General features: G+C 42.1%; 14 protein-coding genes. 6 read left to right on the forward strand and 8 right to left on the reverse strand.

What is annotated here, in order from left to right; all coding sequences use genetic code 11:
- Together T495_RS15390 and T495_RS0113170 are read right to left on the reverse strand one after the other, a co-directional pair.
- Complete coding sequence (locus T495_RS15390; RefSeq protein WP_081832132.1) at positions 1–465, reverse strand: DUF2975 domain-containing protein; 465 nt, start codon at positions 463–465, stop codon at positions 1–3.
- Positions 466–487: 22 nt separating this feature from the next.
- Positions 488–970 (reverse strand): hypothetical protein, encoded by a 483-nt coding sequence (locus T495_RS0113170; RefSeq protein WP_028903971.1) that lies wholly within the window; start codon positions 968–970, stop codon positions 488–490.
- A gap of 257 nt (positions 971–1227) precedes the next feature.
- Here T495_RS0113170 and T495_RS0113175 point away from each other — a divergent pair, with 257 nt between their 5' ends.
- On the forward strand, positions 1228–1953 hold the full coding sequence (locus T495_RS0113175) for a phosphatase PAP2 family protein (RefSeq protein ID WP_051652062.1): 726 nt from the start codon (positions 1228–1230) through the stop codon (positions 1951–1953).
- A 64-nt stretch (positions 1954–2017) separates the two neighbouring features.
- Here T495_RS0113175 and T495_RS0113180 read toward each other — a convergent pair whose 3' ends face one another.
- The 5 genes from T495_RS0113180 to T495_RS0113200 all read right to left on the reverse strand — a co-directional run bounded on the left by T495_RS0113180 (position 2018) and on the right by T495_RS0113200 (position 6848).
- On the reverse strand, positions 2018–2596 hold the full coding sequence (locus T495_RS0113180; protein ID WP_033149005.1) for a xanthine phosphoribosyltransferase: 579 nt from the start codon (positions 2594–2596) through the stop codon (positions 2018–2020).
- Between the two features lie 24 nt (positions 2597–2620).
- Complete coding sequence (gene amrS, locus T495_RS0113185) at positions 2621–3484, reverse strand: AmmeMemoRadiSam system radical SAM enzyme (RefSeq protein WP_051652063.1); 864 nt, start codon at positions 3482–3484, stop codon at positions 2621–2623.
- Positions 3484–4884 (reverse strand): AmmeMemoRadiSam system protein B, encoded by a 1401-nt coding sequence (amrB, locus tag T495_RS0113190; protein ID WP_033149006.1) that lies wholly within the window; start codon positions 4882–4884, stop codon positions 3484–3486. The genes amrS and amrB overlap by 1 nt, the downstream gene beginning before the upstream one ends.
- Positions 4885–5079: 195 nt before the next feature.
- Positions 5080–5511, reverse strand: a complete 432-nt coding sequence (locus tag T495_RS0113195; RefSeq protein ID WP_033149007.1) for a DUF6078 family protein — start codon at positions 5509–5511, stop codon at positions 5080–5082.
- Positions 5512–5645: 134 nt separating this feature from the next.
- On the reverse strand, positions 5646–6848 hold the full coding sequence (locus T495_RS0113200) for a VapE domain-containing protein (protein ID WP_231495113.1): 1203 nt from the start codon (positions 6846–6848) through the stop codon (positions 5646–5648).
- Positions 6849–7258: 410 nt separating this feature from the next.
- On the opposite strand from T495_RS0113200, the gene T495_RS0113205 reads away from it, so the two are divergent.
- The 5 genes from T495_RS0113205 (at position 7259) to T495_RS0113225 (ending at position 14569) form a co-directional block, all read left to right on the forward strand.
- Positions 7259–7564 (forward strand): hypothetical protein, encoded by a 306-nt coding sequence (locus tag T495_RS0113205; protein WP_033149009.1) that lies wholly within the window; start codon positions 7259–7261, stop codon positions 7562–7564.
- Positions 7565–7596: 32 nt separating this feature from the next.
- Positions 7597–8145: a nucleotidyl transferase AbiEii/AbiGii toxin family protein gene (locus T495_RS0113210; RefSeq protein ID WP_369793257.1), complete on the forward strand. Its 549-nt coding sequence runs from the start codon at positions 7597–7599 to the stop codon at positions 8143–8145.
- Between the two features lie 779 nt (positions 8146–8924).
- Positions 8925–9665: a hypothetical protein gene (locus tag T495_RS0113215; protein WP_155993679.1), complete on the forward strand. Its 741-nt coding sequence runs from the start codon at positions 8925–8927 to the stop codon at positions 9663–9665.
- Between the two features lie 90 nt (positions 9666–9755).
- The gene (locus T495_RS0113220) at positions 9756–12041 is read left to right on the forward strand and encodes a DNA/RNA helicase domain-containing protein (RefSeq protein ID WP_033149012.1); all 2286 of its coding nucleotides are present in this window, start codon (positions 9756–9758) and stop codon (positions 12039–12041) included.
- An 11-nt stretch (positions 12042–12052) separates the two neighbouring features.
- Positions 12053–14569 carry an ATP-binding protein gene (locus T495_RS0113225; protein WP_155993681.1) on the forward strand — a complete coding sequence of 839 codons (2517 nt, stop codon included), beginning with the start codon at positions 12053–12055 and terminating at the stop codon, positions 14567–14569.
- A 223-nt stretch (positions 14570–14792) separates the two neighbouring features.
- Here T495_RS0113225 and T495_RS15650 read toward each other — a convergent pair.
- A partial coding sequence (locus T495_RS15650) for an ATP-binding protein (protein ID WP_197020400.1) occupies positions 14793–14939 on the reverse strand: 147 nt, incomplete at its 5' end.

Consider the following 14939-nt stretch of genomic DNA (forward strand, 5'->3'; position numbering starts at 1 on the left):
TTAAATCGTTAAATCCTGCTCTTCTTTCAACTTTAACCCAATGGCAAAAGCCTCGGCCATGATAAGGATAAACACACCTTCCGTGATGAAACCGATAGCATCGGCCCCTGTTTCCCACAGGCTTTCAGAATTGGGTGCCATAATGGCAAATATGATCACCGTAGGTACAATGATACACCATCCCACAGTGCGAAGCAGGTCAACATTGGCCCACGAGAATACCTCGCCATGATTGATGTTGAGGATAAAACGCACAAAGCAGGCAAAAGTGTAAAGATAGACTATGAAAAAGAGGAATACTATCAGTATACCGAATGTACCTAAAAGGGTTGACGGTTCGCTGCCGTTTTTGCCTTCAGTCCAGCCCTTATGGAACTCGTCGGAAGCGCCTATAAGCGTCATTACTATGCCGGCAATCATCAGCACCAGCAACAAAATACATAGGATGTTAAGTTTCTGTTTCATAACATTTATCCTTTTCTATTGATTATACAGTAAGTTCTTGTTCTTTCTTCAGTTTCATGGTGTCCTTGATAAGCTTGGGCATAAAGAAGAAACTAAACACAATGAAATAGAATGGGGCACCATATAGACTGCGGGCCATGGATGGTAAACGGTCGAGGTGTTCAGCACCAATATGGTTGAAAACATAGTCGAGCGTATTGCCTGCACATATATAATAAATGATGAACACTACTACTGCAAGATAATACAGCCAAAGAATCCAGCGGCTGTACTGCTTATGCACATAAGTAAGGTAGCATACAACGAAGTAGATGCACCAGGTGATAGTCTTGCCAATGAACTCTACCAGGTCGCAAAGGCCTTTGCAATAGTCGAAATCAGTGGTGGCTTGACGCACGGTCTGGATGTCGTCAATAATAGAATAGCCTACATAAGCAAAGAAAAGCAGCAAGATAATCGTGCTGACAGGGTTCTTTTTCGCATTCTGAAATAAACTTGTACTCATAGCTCTATTTATCGTTTTAATTTGTTTATTTATCGTTTATCGATATGCAAAAGTAGAAATAAAAACAATACTAACCAAATAAAATCGATAAAAACTTATCGAAAAACGATAAATTTAACTTTCGGTAACAAATAACGCCCATACTAACTATAAATTGTTTTTCGCTCGAAAGTTAGGAACTTTCGGCTTTTTTACGTACTTTTGCCATCGAATTGATAATTTACGTCTACTAATTTATAGCAAAGAATATAAGGATTATGAAAAAGAACGTTATGTGGATGATGGCGGCATTAATGCTGTGGAGTAATGTGGTTAGTGCTCAAAAGGCTGACGACCTGGTGTATCTTACTGCCGACGAGGTGCCAAATGCCGTGTATTGGTTGCCTGCGCCCCCAGCTCCTGGTTCGCCGCAGTTTATGAACGATATATCACAATATTACTGGGGTAAACAGCAGCGTCAGGATTCTTTACGTGCTCGTAAGGCTATCAGGGAGGCAGCTTATGAGGTGAAGGATATGGTGCCGCAGTTTTGCAAAGCTTTTGGCATGGAGATCTCAGAACAGAAAACACCAGCCATCTATCATGTTATTAACAGAGCTGTTCTTACTATCCGCTTGAGTGCCACAAAGCCAAAGGCTACCTATATGCGCACCCGTCCGTATGTATATTTCAGCGAACCTACGCTTGTGCCAGAGGAAGAGGAGGAGTTGCGTACAAATGGTTCTTACCCCTCTGGTCATACTGTTCGTGGTTGGGGTATGGCGCTCTTGTTGTGCGAGATTAACCCTGCGGCCCAAGATGAACTATTTAAGCTCGGGTACGAATGGGGACAGAGTCGTGTGATTGCGGGTTTCCACTGGCAGAGTGATGTTGATGCATCTCGTATGTTAGCTGCTGCCTGCTATGCCCGACTGCATACCTGTAAGGCATTCCTCGATGATATGTCAGCTGCCAAAAAGGAATTCCAGAAACTGAGAAAATAGTCTCTGGCAAGGCTTTAAGTTATAATTCGTCTGAGTCTTCCTTATTGATGACTCGACTGCGCTTTTATTCGCGGAATTTGATGGTTTGGGTTTCGTAGTTCATCTCTTCGATGATGACGATGGACTCTAGGTGGTAGCCTTCTTCACGAAGTATGCGACCGCCATTCTGGTTGCCCTTTTCTACGGCGATACCAATGCCTGCAATTGTGGCGCCTGCCTGGCGGGCGATGTCGATAAGGGCGTGAACAGCTTCGCCTTCGGCAAGGAAATCATCTACTATCAGCAGATGATCCGTTGCTGAGATATAGGGAACAGAAACAAATACTTTGTTCTGCTTCTTATGGGTGAAGGAATAAGCGTGCGATATGTATTTGTCGTCGCTGCTGTTGAGCGTCTCGCCCTTCTTGGCAAACACCACTGGCACATCAAGGCTGTTGCCAAGCATGGTGGCAATGGCTATGCCGCTGGCCTCGATGGTGAGAATCTTGGTAATCTCAGTGCCTGCAAACCTGCTCTTGAACTCCTGCGCAATATAGCGCATCACGTCCATCTGAATCTGATGATTGAGAAAACTGTCAATCTTCAGAATATTACCAGGCCTGATCTCGCACTCTTGAAGGATTTTCTGTTCTAAATAGTTCATATATAATTATATTATTGTCCTTATCTATATATTTCCCAGATACACATGCTTGATACCTTCTTCTTCGGCTATTTGCTTGGCTGCATATAGTATTTGGCGAGGGGTAGGTGGGGTATCCTGCATTTTATAGCGAGGAAAGAATCGGCTAAAGTGCAATGGTGCTTCGGATAAGCCATTATCTTTCATCCATTTGCACATTTCTTTAATCATCTGCATATCGTCGTTGATGCCTGGAATAACCAGATTGGTTATCTCTACCCATACGCCAGCATCGCGCATGGCCAGAATGGTGTCGAGCACAGGTTGCAGATGGCCGCCACTCACACGCTGGTATATCTCATCGCTAAATGATTTTAAATCTACGTTGGCCGCATCAAGATAGGGAAGTAGATGGCTCAGTGGGTCTTGGCAAACATAACCTGCAGTAACCAATATGTTCCAAAGTCCGGCTTCGTGGGCTTTTCGGGCTGTATCCGTGATATATTCGATATAGGTGAGCGGCTCTGTGTAAGTATAGGCGATGACTGGGCAATGGTGCTTCTGGCATAGTGCAACCACCTCATCAGGTTGCAGCTCGTAGTAGTTTAAGTCTTGTGGCGAAACCTGCGATATTTCGTGGTTCTGACAGTTCAAGCAATGGAAATTGCAGCCTGTACATGCGATGGAGAGACATGTGGTGCCTGGATGAAAATGGTAAAGCGGCTTCTTCTCAATCGGATCGATAGCCAGCGAGCAAGGCATGGCGTACACCTCGCTCACCAGCGTGCCGCCATGATTCCGTCTACTGCGACAGATGCCCGTTTGGCCATCACCTATCTTGCAGTGATGCGGACAAAGTTCGCATTCAAGTCGTCCATCCTCCAATCGATGATAATATCTGCACTCCATCAGAATACTATTGCTTCGTAAACATATAATTCGGCATCGCGCCAGCCATCCCAACCAATGCCAGCCTTATCTTGTGCACAATGTCCAATGAACTCCTCTTTGGTCCAGTTAACCTCATCGGCTACCTGCGGAAGGAACGTACCGCTGCGATAACCTTTCTTGATATAGATGCCATGACGGTGCAACTCAAACTCGTCGATACTCTGTATGCGACGCATAGGCGTGAGCACAGAAATCTCAATGTCGATATCGCCCAGTTCGTCGCTGGTTACGGGTAGAAATCGTGGGTCTTCGAATGCTGCTGCCCGAGCCATCCTGGCCACAATCTCATGAAGAGGGTAATCCTCGCCAAAGTGGCCTATACATCCACGCAATCGGCCATATTTGTGCAGCGAAACAAAGGCGCCACATTTCGAATTGAGAATGGATGAGCGGAGAGTTGGCTGTGCGATGGGTTTGCCGTTAAGGGAATCTTTGATGCTTTGAAAAGCGATGCCCTTTAGCGCTTTCTTGTCATTATCAGAAAGGGTGAAGCTTTTGTTGTTTTGACGCAGAATGGCAAACGAATGATAGCCCACCACGCGACTAAGTTCTCGATTGTCGATATCGCCAGAGTTCTGATACTTCAGATGTTTAACGTCGTATTGATTATCCATCATCATCAGCAGCGTAACGATGGCAAACTCACCGCATGCACTCGTTGCCAGATTGCGTTTGCCGCTATTGGCATTGGCCTCGATGGTAGCAATAAATTCCTCTACATCGCCTGTTTCGATGGCTTTGCCTGTTTTTGCATCCACCTCGCAGGCATCTTGGTACGATGGATAATGCGAAAAATCGCTGCTGATTACAAACAGATTCTCGTCAGTAAAATAGGCTTTTAGCACATCGGCCATCCGTTTAAGTTTGTAGTAGTCATTGGTCGAAATGATGATAGGCACTATTGGTGGAACTTCGCCCAGTCTGCGTTGCAGAAATGGCAGTTGCACCTCCAGACAATGCTCTTGCGCATGAGCCGAACAGTGATAGGTAAAAATGCTATCAGCCTTAGTCAATTCGATAGCTGTTTCGTGGTCCACTTTTACATTGCCAAGTGGTGTGGCGTAATAGTCGGCCTCGGTGTTTACCGATGCACCATCAAGCCATTCGTGGTGGCTGGGACCTAACAAGAAAATGCGTTTGTATTTTTTCTTGGCATCGATCGACATATATGCCGAAGCTGCCACATTTCCAGAGAAATAGTAGCCCGCATGGGGCACAATAAGTGCTGCCAGATTATCGTAAACCTGACTGCTGTTGTGGCGCATTAGCAGACTATCTACTTCATTCTCAAGCGCTTTCGCGTCGCCTGTATAAAAGCGGTTGGCCTGTGTGGCTGGTCTTACTTGTCCTAATTTCATGTCGCAAAGATAGCAATAATCTCCATATCATCCTAATATTTTCGCCATAAAGTTTGGAACTTCCCGCTTTTTACTTACTTTTGTCGGCGAACTTGTCTCAGTCCTCCTTAGGGATGACTGCAGTCCTGATACTAAATGACTCGAGTCCTCCATGGGAAGGACTCGAGTCATCAATAAGGAGGACTTGGACGAGGATTAATCGTTCCAGTTCAGTTTCTCTACATAAGCATCAAACTTTAGTTCTGGATGGTTGATCGCTTTAAGGGCGGCCTCTATTTCTTTGATATCGCTGGGTGAACAGAGTTGGGCACCCTTGCGACGTTCGAAGTATGGATTACGACCAAACTTGCCCTGCAGTCGATACATAAACGTACTGTACTCATCAGGAAACATCTTTTTCTGCATGTTCTTAAAACCTTTGCCATAAACCTGAGGCTTATCATCGCGATAGTATTCGCACCCTTCGCCGGTTTTGGTTAGCTGTGGATTCAGAATTGTTACTGCTGTCAGGTTGCCAGGCAAATTCTGCATAGCCAACTGGCGCAGACAATGGCTGGCCATCTTGCAATCTGCCTTGATGCAATGCAGATAGCAGCCAGGAACTTCATCGTAATTAATCTTGCTCATAAATAGTTTTGTTATTTTGTTTAACCTCTCACTCAAATACACTGAAAGTCGCATCTGTAAAGGAGTTGAGGCTTATGAGAGGTTTGTATAACCTCTCACTATACCTCTCACTCAACCTCTCACTTTTTTCGTCGTCATGCAGCATCAACAGGCACCACATTGTAGTATTTTACATGTCCGCGCTCAGTATGCTCAAAGCCCAGATCCTTCATTGCCAATCCCAGATGCACCTTGGTGCTAACGGTCTTTTTAAGCGAAGGATACTCCTTGCTAATCAACTCCAGCATCTGCGTGCAGTTCATCGCCTTTACCTTCTCGCCTTCGTTAGGCTTGCGGAAACATGCCTCAATAATCTCTGCTATGTCCTTTTCGTCGGTATAGTTCTGGTTCAGCGCCTGAATACGTGCTACCTGTTCGTTGGTAAACCAGTAAGGTGCCTTCAACTCGTTCACCTCATACACCAACTGAGCATATAGCTGCTCGTAATCAATCTCACCCGCATTGTCGATATACTGCCCATCGGGAATCTCAATACAGATGAATCGACGACTACCTGTTACATCCGACAGGGGATGGGGATTATTGGTAGTAGCTACGAACGATGCATAGCGAGGGCGATCCTGCTGCGAACTGCCATAGATGGTACGTCCGTTAACCTTGATTTTCGAGAGCGTCTGCTTCAAGGCCGCCTGCTGACTGGGGCGGACGGCATCCAACTCGTCTAGGTTCACCAGCAGGTTGTTAGTCAAGGCCATCTCCTTATCGAACTTGTTTGATAGGTTCAGATGGTCGAGATAATACTCCTGCAGTTCAGGAGGCAGCAAACGCGCAATGAAAGTTGATTTGCCACAGCCTTGACTACCAATCAGTGTGGGCACACTCTCATTGGCATGTAGCTTATCCTTCTGCAGCCAATGCGCCACAGCCGAACGGAACCAGATAACCAAGAAGTCCAACTGCTCGCTGCTAATGCCAGGCAAGCGGCTGAACAACTTGGCCAGATGATTCTGTCCGTCCCATTTGGGCAGTTGCGATAGAAACTCGCTGATAGGATCGTACACGGGCGTTGCATCCGAGTAGATTACCTCTTGTATATCAGTCTTAGGACTGTTTTTGGTAATCTGCTCCTGCTTAGCCTTGCGAACGATGCTGTTCAGAGCTTCAGGTGTTAGCGTTCGCCAAACAGACTGATAACCAGTCTGTTCGGCCTTCAAGATTACATACTCTACCTTTCCATTGAGAATGTTTCGACGGAACAGGTAATTGTCAGTAAGGAACTGCTCAACCGCGAGCGAGTTCTGCAGAGAGGCTCCTAGAGACTCTCCGTTAATTGTCATTTTATTCATAAGATGTTATCAGTTTATAATTAATAATTTTGTTATGTGCACTTTTCATACTCACGTATGTCTTTGTGTACGGTTTTTGGCTATTGCCTTTCGGTTGGCAAAGGTACAAAAAATAAAAAGCGGTTGTCCGTCTTTCCTGTTAAATTTTTGTTAAATTCTCCAAGTGTTAAAATCGAGTGAGAGGTTGAGTGAGAGGTTAGGTGAGAGGTTCGCTCAACCTCTCATGTCTCAGAATGCCAGTGTTTATGCACCTTTTATCGCATTTGAGTGAGAGGTTGATATCTTGCCATTAAATGTGCGTGTGTTTCTGTAATTTTCCCCCATAAAATCAAGTTTTCTGTCTAAAGTTTGGAACTTTCGGCTTTTTTATTTACTTTTGCAAGCGATAAACAATAGATATTATGAGCGAAAGAGACTGTTTGCTGAGTTTTTCCAAAAATCTGTTTTGGGATGTCGATCCATCAGAATTGTCGATGGAGGTTTCTGCTCGTTATATCATTCAACGTGTTTTGGAATACGGACAGATGAATGATTGGCGTCTCATCAATCGTTATTATGGGCTCGATAAAATAGTAGAGGAGTGCAAGCAGATGCGTACTCTCGACCCTGTATGTCTCTCGTTTATCTGCACTATTTCGCACACTAACCAAGAAGATTACAGATGTTATCATTTCAGACAGTCTTTCCAGACACCTTGGAACTCTTAAAGAAACTAATGCAACAGCCATTACTAAAAGATATGCGTTTAGTAGGTGGTACGTCATTAGCTTTGCAGTATGGCCATCGTCGTTCAGTAGATTTGGACTTCTTTGGTTCTACAACCGAAGATATCGACGAACTTACCGCTATGATGACTGAGTGTGCAACGGATGTAGAGAAAGGTGGATGCACAAAGGCTATTAAATCATATTTTCTTGATGGTGTTAAGGTGGATGTTGTAAACTATCGCTATGATTGGATAGATGATCCTGTAATCGAAGATGGCATTAGGTTAGCTTCTTCAAAGGATATTGCTGCCATGAAGGTGAATGCTGTAATGGGCAGAGGAACCAAGAAAGACTTTGTTGATGTGTATTTCTTGCTTCAGCATTATTCTTTCGAAGAGCTCATCAAACTCTATTTGCAAAAATATACTGATGGTTCAGAATACAGAGCGTTGTTAAGTATGACATATTTTGCTGATGCCGATCCTCAGCCTATGCCATATATGTTCCAAAAGGTAGATTGGGATACCATCAAAACGGAAATCAAACGTCAGGTTGAAGCATACAACCGCCAGAAAATATAAAGCCTCGAAACATCTCGAGGCTTTTTCTATTATATAAGGTGTAAACAGAAAAAGTGTTTTTTTTCGACAAAAAAGTCTTATTCTCGAAAAATATCCCTATTTTTGCAAAAATTTCAGCTCACATTGAACGTCGTTTCAAAAAAATGCTTATCTTTGCCTGCGTAATAAACAAGTAAGATTCATTATGTCGTACAGTGAAATTGCTCATATGGAACTCATTAATGCTATTAATAGCATCAAGTCAGAGTCTGATTTGAATGAGTTTAAGGATATGTTGGCGCGCTATTTTGCCAGCAAAGCAGAAAGCCATTGATGCTTTGTGGGACAATGGCGTCATAAATAATGATACCATAGAGGAATGGGGCGAGGAACATATGCGAACTCATTATCGTTATGAGGCGAATTGTTCTTGATACAAACTGTCTTCTGCAGTCTCTTCCATCAAACCTGTAATGAATCTAAAGGACTTCATTATATAAATCGCAAAATTAGATTTTTTTTTGAGAAAATATTTAGCGAATTGAAAAATAGCCCTGAAACCAAGTAGAGCCATGATTCTATGAGCTCTACCTTCTTTCGTCCTGGTGGTAGCAAACTAGCAGAACTGGAGCGGCAGCTTGGCTTCATTTTATATCCTGTTATCCTTGCTTAAGCAACGAATTCATCGATAGACTCGATTCATTCTGCTCTTATATGTATACATTTCCTGCTTTATCTAGATAAAAACAGTATCTTAGCATGGAAATAATCAGTATATGTTTAATTATAATATGTATAATATGGAAAAAGAGCAGAATCTTCCAAGACCAACTGTCGAACAGTTGAATGAGTACGATAACCTCTCAGCAGCACTGAGCAGTTCTGATCTTCAGGGTGCCGCTTACGACGACACTATCAATCGTATCAACCAGCTCATATCGTCTTTCGACTGGAACAACTACGAGTTCACCGACCCTGTCACAGGCCTAAAAGGTGTTAAGAATGCTGCAGGTCAGATTCTAGTACCTGCCCAATTCGAGGGCTTCACCATCCTGGGCGACCATCACGTGTTCAATCTCAAGCACTTGGCTGCCCAGAAGAATGGCAAGTTCGGCGTTGTCAAGGCCGATGGTAAAGGCGAAACACTTTGCGACTTCCGCTTCGATACCCTCATTTGGGATGCCTATACTGGTTTATATCATGGCCGTTGGGATGGTATCAAAGAAAAGTTCGGCTATGTCACCATCGATGGCAAGGTGTTCATTCCAAATGTCATCACCAAGTTCTACGAACCCTGGAACGATTTCATCCTTCTCGAGTCCGATGGTAAGGTTGGTGCCCTAGATGTCAGCACCATGTGCTTCGTCCTCCCTCAGTACGACAAGGCCGACTGGGAGCCAGATACTAATGTTATCTTCTATAAGGATGGGGTAGCTGGCTATGTTATCGAGGAGACAGTCGAATTCGTCCCTGTGGACCAGTTCGAAGAAGACGAAAAGTATGACGACGTTTACGTATTCAACACCAATATAAATATCTGATATTTTTTTTCTCCTCAAACCCTTGGTGGTTTGAGGGATTTTATATAAATTTGCAGATATTGTTACTAATAACATAAAAATATTAGAGAGATGGAACAAACGAACAAAGCTTTGTTAGTATTAACTCTAGGAGAGTTTAAAAGTATTGGAGCAAAGAATGTCTTTGCAAATGAAATGAGTGATAGGGCTTTAGAAATAGGACTTAACCATGGGGATTCTGAAAAAGCATCATGGGCCGAGAATTATGATGCACTAAACATCCTTTTTTCAAAAAGCAATCTGCCTGATGATGCCGTGATAGCCTTTGAGTATCAGGTCCCTATCGGTGGAGGTCGAATTGATTGTATGCTGTTTGGGCATGGTATTGACGGACATATAAACATTATTCATATTGAATTAAAACAATGGAGTAATAATAATGTCACTCCATACTATGATCAAAACACCTATAAAGCAGATGTGATAGTTAATGGATACAAAAGTGGCAACGAATATGTATCTCACCCTTGTGAGCAGGTTTCAGGTTATGATAATGTAATACGCAATCATGTTAAAGCTTTAGAGGAAAACGATATAAACATCTACGGCTTTGCATACTGTTACAACTACAAATCTGACGACCAAAATTGTGCTTTATTAGACAATTCTTACAAGGATGTAATAGAAAAATATCCTCTCTTTTGTAAAGACCAGAAGGAAGTGTTCTCAAAGAAACTTAATACTTTGTTGTGTCAAGGTAAAGGTGAAAAAATATATAAAGCATTCGCCAATAGCGAAATCGGTACCACAAAAAGACTATGTGATGTCGCAGCTAAAATGCTTGAGGGAACAGACGACGTCTTCAACTTAATTGGTGATCAGATAGATACTTATAACGACATTCTCGGTGCTGTTAAGAATACAAAAACAAACGAAAAAACAGCGATTATTGTTAAAGGCGGACCTGGCACAGGAAAGAGCGTCATTGCAATGAAATTGCTTTCAGAATTGTATAAGAAAGAATACAATTGTCAAAACGTATTTTATGCCACCCGTTCCTCTAGTCTTAGAAATCAATGGAAAGATATCCTAAAAGGAGTAGCAAGACGTTTTGGTAAAAATGGAGAGGCTTCATCGCTCATTAAATCAACGTTTGACTTTAAACCATTTGAGTTTGGTAACAAAGAAAATGGCGGAGATGTATTGATTGTTGATGAAGCACATAGAATACAAGATAAATCGAATGATCAAACAGATAGTTCTCGCCCTAGTGAACACAGATCATATCTTCCTCAGATTTTATCTATGCTTTACACCTCACGTGTATGTGTATTCTTTATTGATGACAAACAATCTATCAAGAGTAAAGAAATAGGATTGTCGTCAAATATTGAAATGGCAGCAGAGCACTATAAAGAATTTATAGAAGAAACAAATCGAATCTATTTGGGAGAAAAAAAGTGTCCTAAGAATCATCCTATCATTAAACTAAAAAATAGTGACACACTACCTTCTTTAAAGAAAAAGATTGAAGGGCTACAAAAAGGTGATGAAGGATATGAAACAATAAGTAATAAAATTAACTGTCCCATAATTGTGCCTATGGTTGAAAAGGTAAATGTTCATGTATTTGAGCTAAAAGACCAATTCCGCTGTAATGGTTCTAATAATTATTTGAACTGGATAGATCAGGTTCTATATGAAAGCAAAACACCCCAAAAGGTTAAGCTCAATAGAGAATCATATGAATTTGGCATTTATGACAATCCTCATGACTTGTATGCAAAAATAAGGTCATTAGACAGCTATGCCGTTGTTGCAGACAGTTTCAAAGAACATATGGGAGATTTGTTCACATACGAGGCATTGTACACTTATACGCATACTCCTAACATGGAATTCGAGCAAAGTGCTCGTCTTGTTGCAGGATGGTGCTGGGATTGGAATACAAAAGAAAAACCACAGGTTGACAAGAAAACAGGCGATTTGAGATATGAAGTAGATTTAAATGAGGAATATGGCTTTGCTCTTCCATGGGAGACTCAGCAATCACCTAGAGGGGATTTCCAATATAAATACGCAAAAGACGCTGATAGTTGGTGTAACCAGCATGAAGGCGTAAACCAAGTGGGATGTATTCATTCCATTCAGGGTTGGGAAACAGATTATGTAGGAGTTATTATTGGGCCAGACCTGATGTGGGATGATAACAGAGGATGTCTTTGCTATAATCCTAATGGCAGGAATCATGACCTTACTCATAGAGCATGTAAAGAGAATGACCAATTGATATTGAATACCTACAGAGTTCTCCTTACTCGTGGCAAGAAAGGGTGCTTTGTTTTTGCTTGTGACCCCAAAGTTCGATATTATTTTAAGCGTTGTCTAAATCAATAAATGATTACACCATGACATTCGACGAATACAAAGAACAGCTTCTTTCTTACCTTAAGGAAGAAAAAGAACTGACAGAAAAGGACGTCCAAGACCATTTGGACCTATCTGATGCAGAGAAAGTGGAACAAGGCTACCTCATTAAGGGGTGTCTTGTCACTGACTCCAAAGATGGATGTTCTGAGCTGAGAACAAAAGATAACAACACGAAACTTCGTGGTGGTGATCGTGTGGAACTCATTGATGTGAATAGTGGGAATAGCATTAAGGCTGCTGTCATTGAAAACACATTTGACTTCATTAGCGTCAATGTGCCTCTTCCGTTATCATTAAAGTATGATATTGTAGTTAAAGAAGGGTTCTATCTAGACCCACTTATCAGTGTACTCGATTATTTAGAAGAAGGTGCTTCTGGGACTTTTTATATCAAGCAACTATGCAACATCGAACAGCCTGACAAAGAAGGATACAGACCTATAGATGCTAGTAAGGTTGACATACCCAAGGAACTGGACCCAATTCAACGAAAAGCTGTTGAGAAGGTATTAAAGTGTCCATCACTGTATTGTATTCAAGGCCCTCCAGGTACAGGTAAGACTAATGTACTGGCAACCATTGCCTCTATTTTCAGCAAGTGTGGACGAGAGGTGTTGATCATCAGCAACACTCATCAAGCTGTTAACAATGCGCTGAATAAGATAGCAGACACAATGCCTGTTATAAAAATAGGTGAGACTCTGAAGGCGCAGAGTGTCTCTGCCAACATCCAGAAATTCAAATCCTTCTCTGATTACAATAAAGTTCACAGGAAGAACATCAGAAATAATAAATATGGTGCTATCGTTGGCATGACACTACATGCTGCTATTATCAATCTGGGACTTAAGCGAAGTGGTTTTGCTCCTACCTTGGTGTTGGTTGATGAAGCCAGCCAAATACCTCTGACGATAGCAGCAGGTATTGCTTCATTTGGGGCAGGCAGCATTATCTTTATCGGTGATGACAGACAAATGCCTCCCATCTTTCATCCTGAGCTAACTAATAACGAATTATCTGTCAGTATTTTCTCACACTTGTCTAACTTATACCCAGACTTCAAGACGGTACTCGATACGACGTATCGCATGAACAGCACCATTTGCAAGTTTGTCTCAGAAGCATTCTATGAGCCTTTTGGAATCCATTTGAAGAGTCACGCTTCTATTGCCGACAGGCATGTTAATGGTGAAAATCTTCAGGATGCAGTAACTTACATCAATGTTGCTACTGATGGCTGTAAAGACTTCAATCAGGAAGAGGCCAAGAAGGCTGTAGAACAGGCTACCAAATATAAAGGCATGGGCTATGATGTGGCCATCGTTACGCCCTATCGCAAGCAGGTAAATATGGTGTATGATCAATGGAAAGCCCAAGGCGGCAAAACTGAGGATATACTCGTTGATACTGTAGAAAGGCTACAAGGTCAGGATGTTGACGTGATTATTCTGACTACATCGGTCAGCGATAGTGAATATTATAAGGAAAACATCCTTTTCCTTCTAGATAGGCAAAGAATGAACGTGATGATTAGTAGAGCCAAGCAGAAAGTGATTATCATCAAGAGTCCCATTGTAGATTTCAATCTTAAGAGCACTAACGTTAAGAAAAACGACAGCCCATTTGACTCCAATCTATTAGAGGCTAATCAGATGTTCTATATTAATGGAGAGCCAGATACTGTTGTTAAGGCTCGAAGGCTCATTCTGGAATCATTTGGCGATTTGGAGTTCTATGAAGAAGGGCATAAATATTTGCTGCATGGAAAACAATTGAATTCTGTATCTGGCATTGGGCATCGTTTTATTGCGAATCCATTCAACGAAGCTGTTCAAGCTGTAGATTATGCCCAAAAACATGGAGAGACTGCAGACTACTGGATAAGAAGATGGCGATGCAACTCTTTTAGAGCCACTACGCTGGGAACAAAGACGCATGAGTTTGGAGAGAGTCTTGGCTATCTAAAAGCCGGACACCCAGAATTCATCAGAGATTCAGTTCGTGTGCAGTACAATGAAACATACAATTATTTGGCTCCCATCCATCCCAAGGAAGAAGCCGTTGAATTGTTTATGAAAGAACTCCCCTCGTCATACCATCTTGTATTGAACGAGGCAAAAGTCTATAGTGGCAAGAATCCTGATAACAGCAAGAACTTAAAGGAGCAAATTTGTGGGACCTTCGATATGCTCTATTGGTTTGATGGAAACGGAGACGAAACAAAGGCGGGCTTTGTAATACTGGACTATAAGACAAATGCCAATCTCTATAGTGAGTATAACAGAAAGTACAGGAAAATGCTTCTCTCTCCGTTTGACAATATAGTCGAGGAGGACTATGGGCTTTACATCATACAACTTAATCTGTATGCCCTTATGCTAGAAGACATAGGACTTCCTGTTATAGCTAGAAAAATTGTTTGGCTGAAAGAAGACAGCACCTACGAAATCATCGACACACCATGTATCTCAGATATCCTTAGAGGGTGTCTATGATATTTTCGAAACTATATTATGGGAACGATATTTACTTATAATGAATATCGCTCCCATTTGATGTCATCATAATTGTCGCATAATAATGATATGCTGATATCGCTGTATCGGTACCAAGTGTAACACTGTAATCGGTACCATGCTAGCGCTGCAATCGGTACCGTCCGTATCGCTGCAAACGGTACCATGATCATCGGCTCTGCCTTACTGGGTGCAAATATAACTATTTTTTCTTTTTCTGACGCATAGAATCACCTTTTAATTCAATTTTATTCGCATTTGACACCAATCTGTCCATGATGGCATCGGCCAGAGTGGGATCTCCGATGTAGTCATACCATTTATTTATAGGTAGCTGAGAGACGATGAT

Origin of the sequence: Prevotella sp. P6B1, from assembly GCF_000702825.1 — a bacterium.
In the GTDB taxonomy this organism is placed as follows: domain Bacteria; phylum Bacteroidota; class Bacteroidia; order Bacteroidales; family Bacteroidaceae; genus Prevotella.

Bases quoted from the DNA above. Each gene is read 5' to 3' on its own strand.
- amrS (WP_051652063.1), bottom strand. From the start codon at position 3,484: ATGGAGTGCAGATATTATCATCGATTGGAGGATGGACGACTTGAATGC.
- T495_RS0113220 (WP_033149012.1), top strand. From the start codon at position 9,756: ATGGAACAAACGAACAAAGCTTTGTTAGTATTAACTCTAGGAGAGTTT.
- T495_RS0113175 (WP_051652062.1), top strand. From the start codon at position 1,228: ATGAAAAAGAACGTTATGTGGATGATGGCGGCATTAATGCTGTGGAGT.
- T495_RS0113195 (WP_033149007.1), bottom strand. From the start codon at position 5,511: ATGAGCAAGATTAATTACGATGAAGTTCCTGGCTGCTATCTGCATTGC.
- T495_RS0113170 (WP_028903971.1), bottom strand. From the start codon at position 970: ATGAGTACAAGTTTATTTCAGAATGCGAAAAAGAACCCTGTCAGCACG.
- T495_RS15390 (WP_081832132.1), bottom strand. From the start codon at position 465: ATGAAACAGAAACTTAACATCCTATGTATTTTGTTGCTGGTGCTGATG.
- T495_RS0113200 (WP_231495113.1), bottom strand. From the start codon at position 6,848: ATGACAATTAACGGAGAGTCTCTAGGAGCCTCTCTGCAGAACTCGCTC.
- T495_RS0113180 (WP_033149005.1), bottom strand. From the start codon at position 2,596: ATGAACTATTTAGAACAGAAAATCCTTCAAGAGTGCGAGATCAGGCCT.
- T495_RS0113210 (WP_369793257.1), top strand. From the start codon at position 7,597: ATGCGTTTAGTAGGTGGTACGTCATTAGCTTTGCAGTATGGCCATCGT.
- T495_RS0113225 (WP_155993681.1), top strand. From the start codon at position 12,053: ATGACATTCGACGAATACAAAGAACAGCTTCTTTCTTACCTTAAGGAA.
- amrB (WP_033149006.1), bottom strand. From the start codon at position 4,884: ATGAAATTAGGACAAGTAAGACCAGCCACACAGGCCAACCGCTTTTAT.
- T495_RS0113205 (WP_033149009.1), top strand. From the start codon at position 7,259: ATGAGCGAAAGAGACTGTTTGCTGAGTTTTTCCAAAAATCTGTTTTGG.
- T495_RS0113215 (WP_155993679.1), top strand. From the start codon at position 8,925: ATGGAAAAAGAGCAGAATCTTCCAAGACCAACTGTCGAACAGTTGAAT.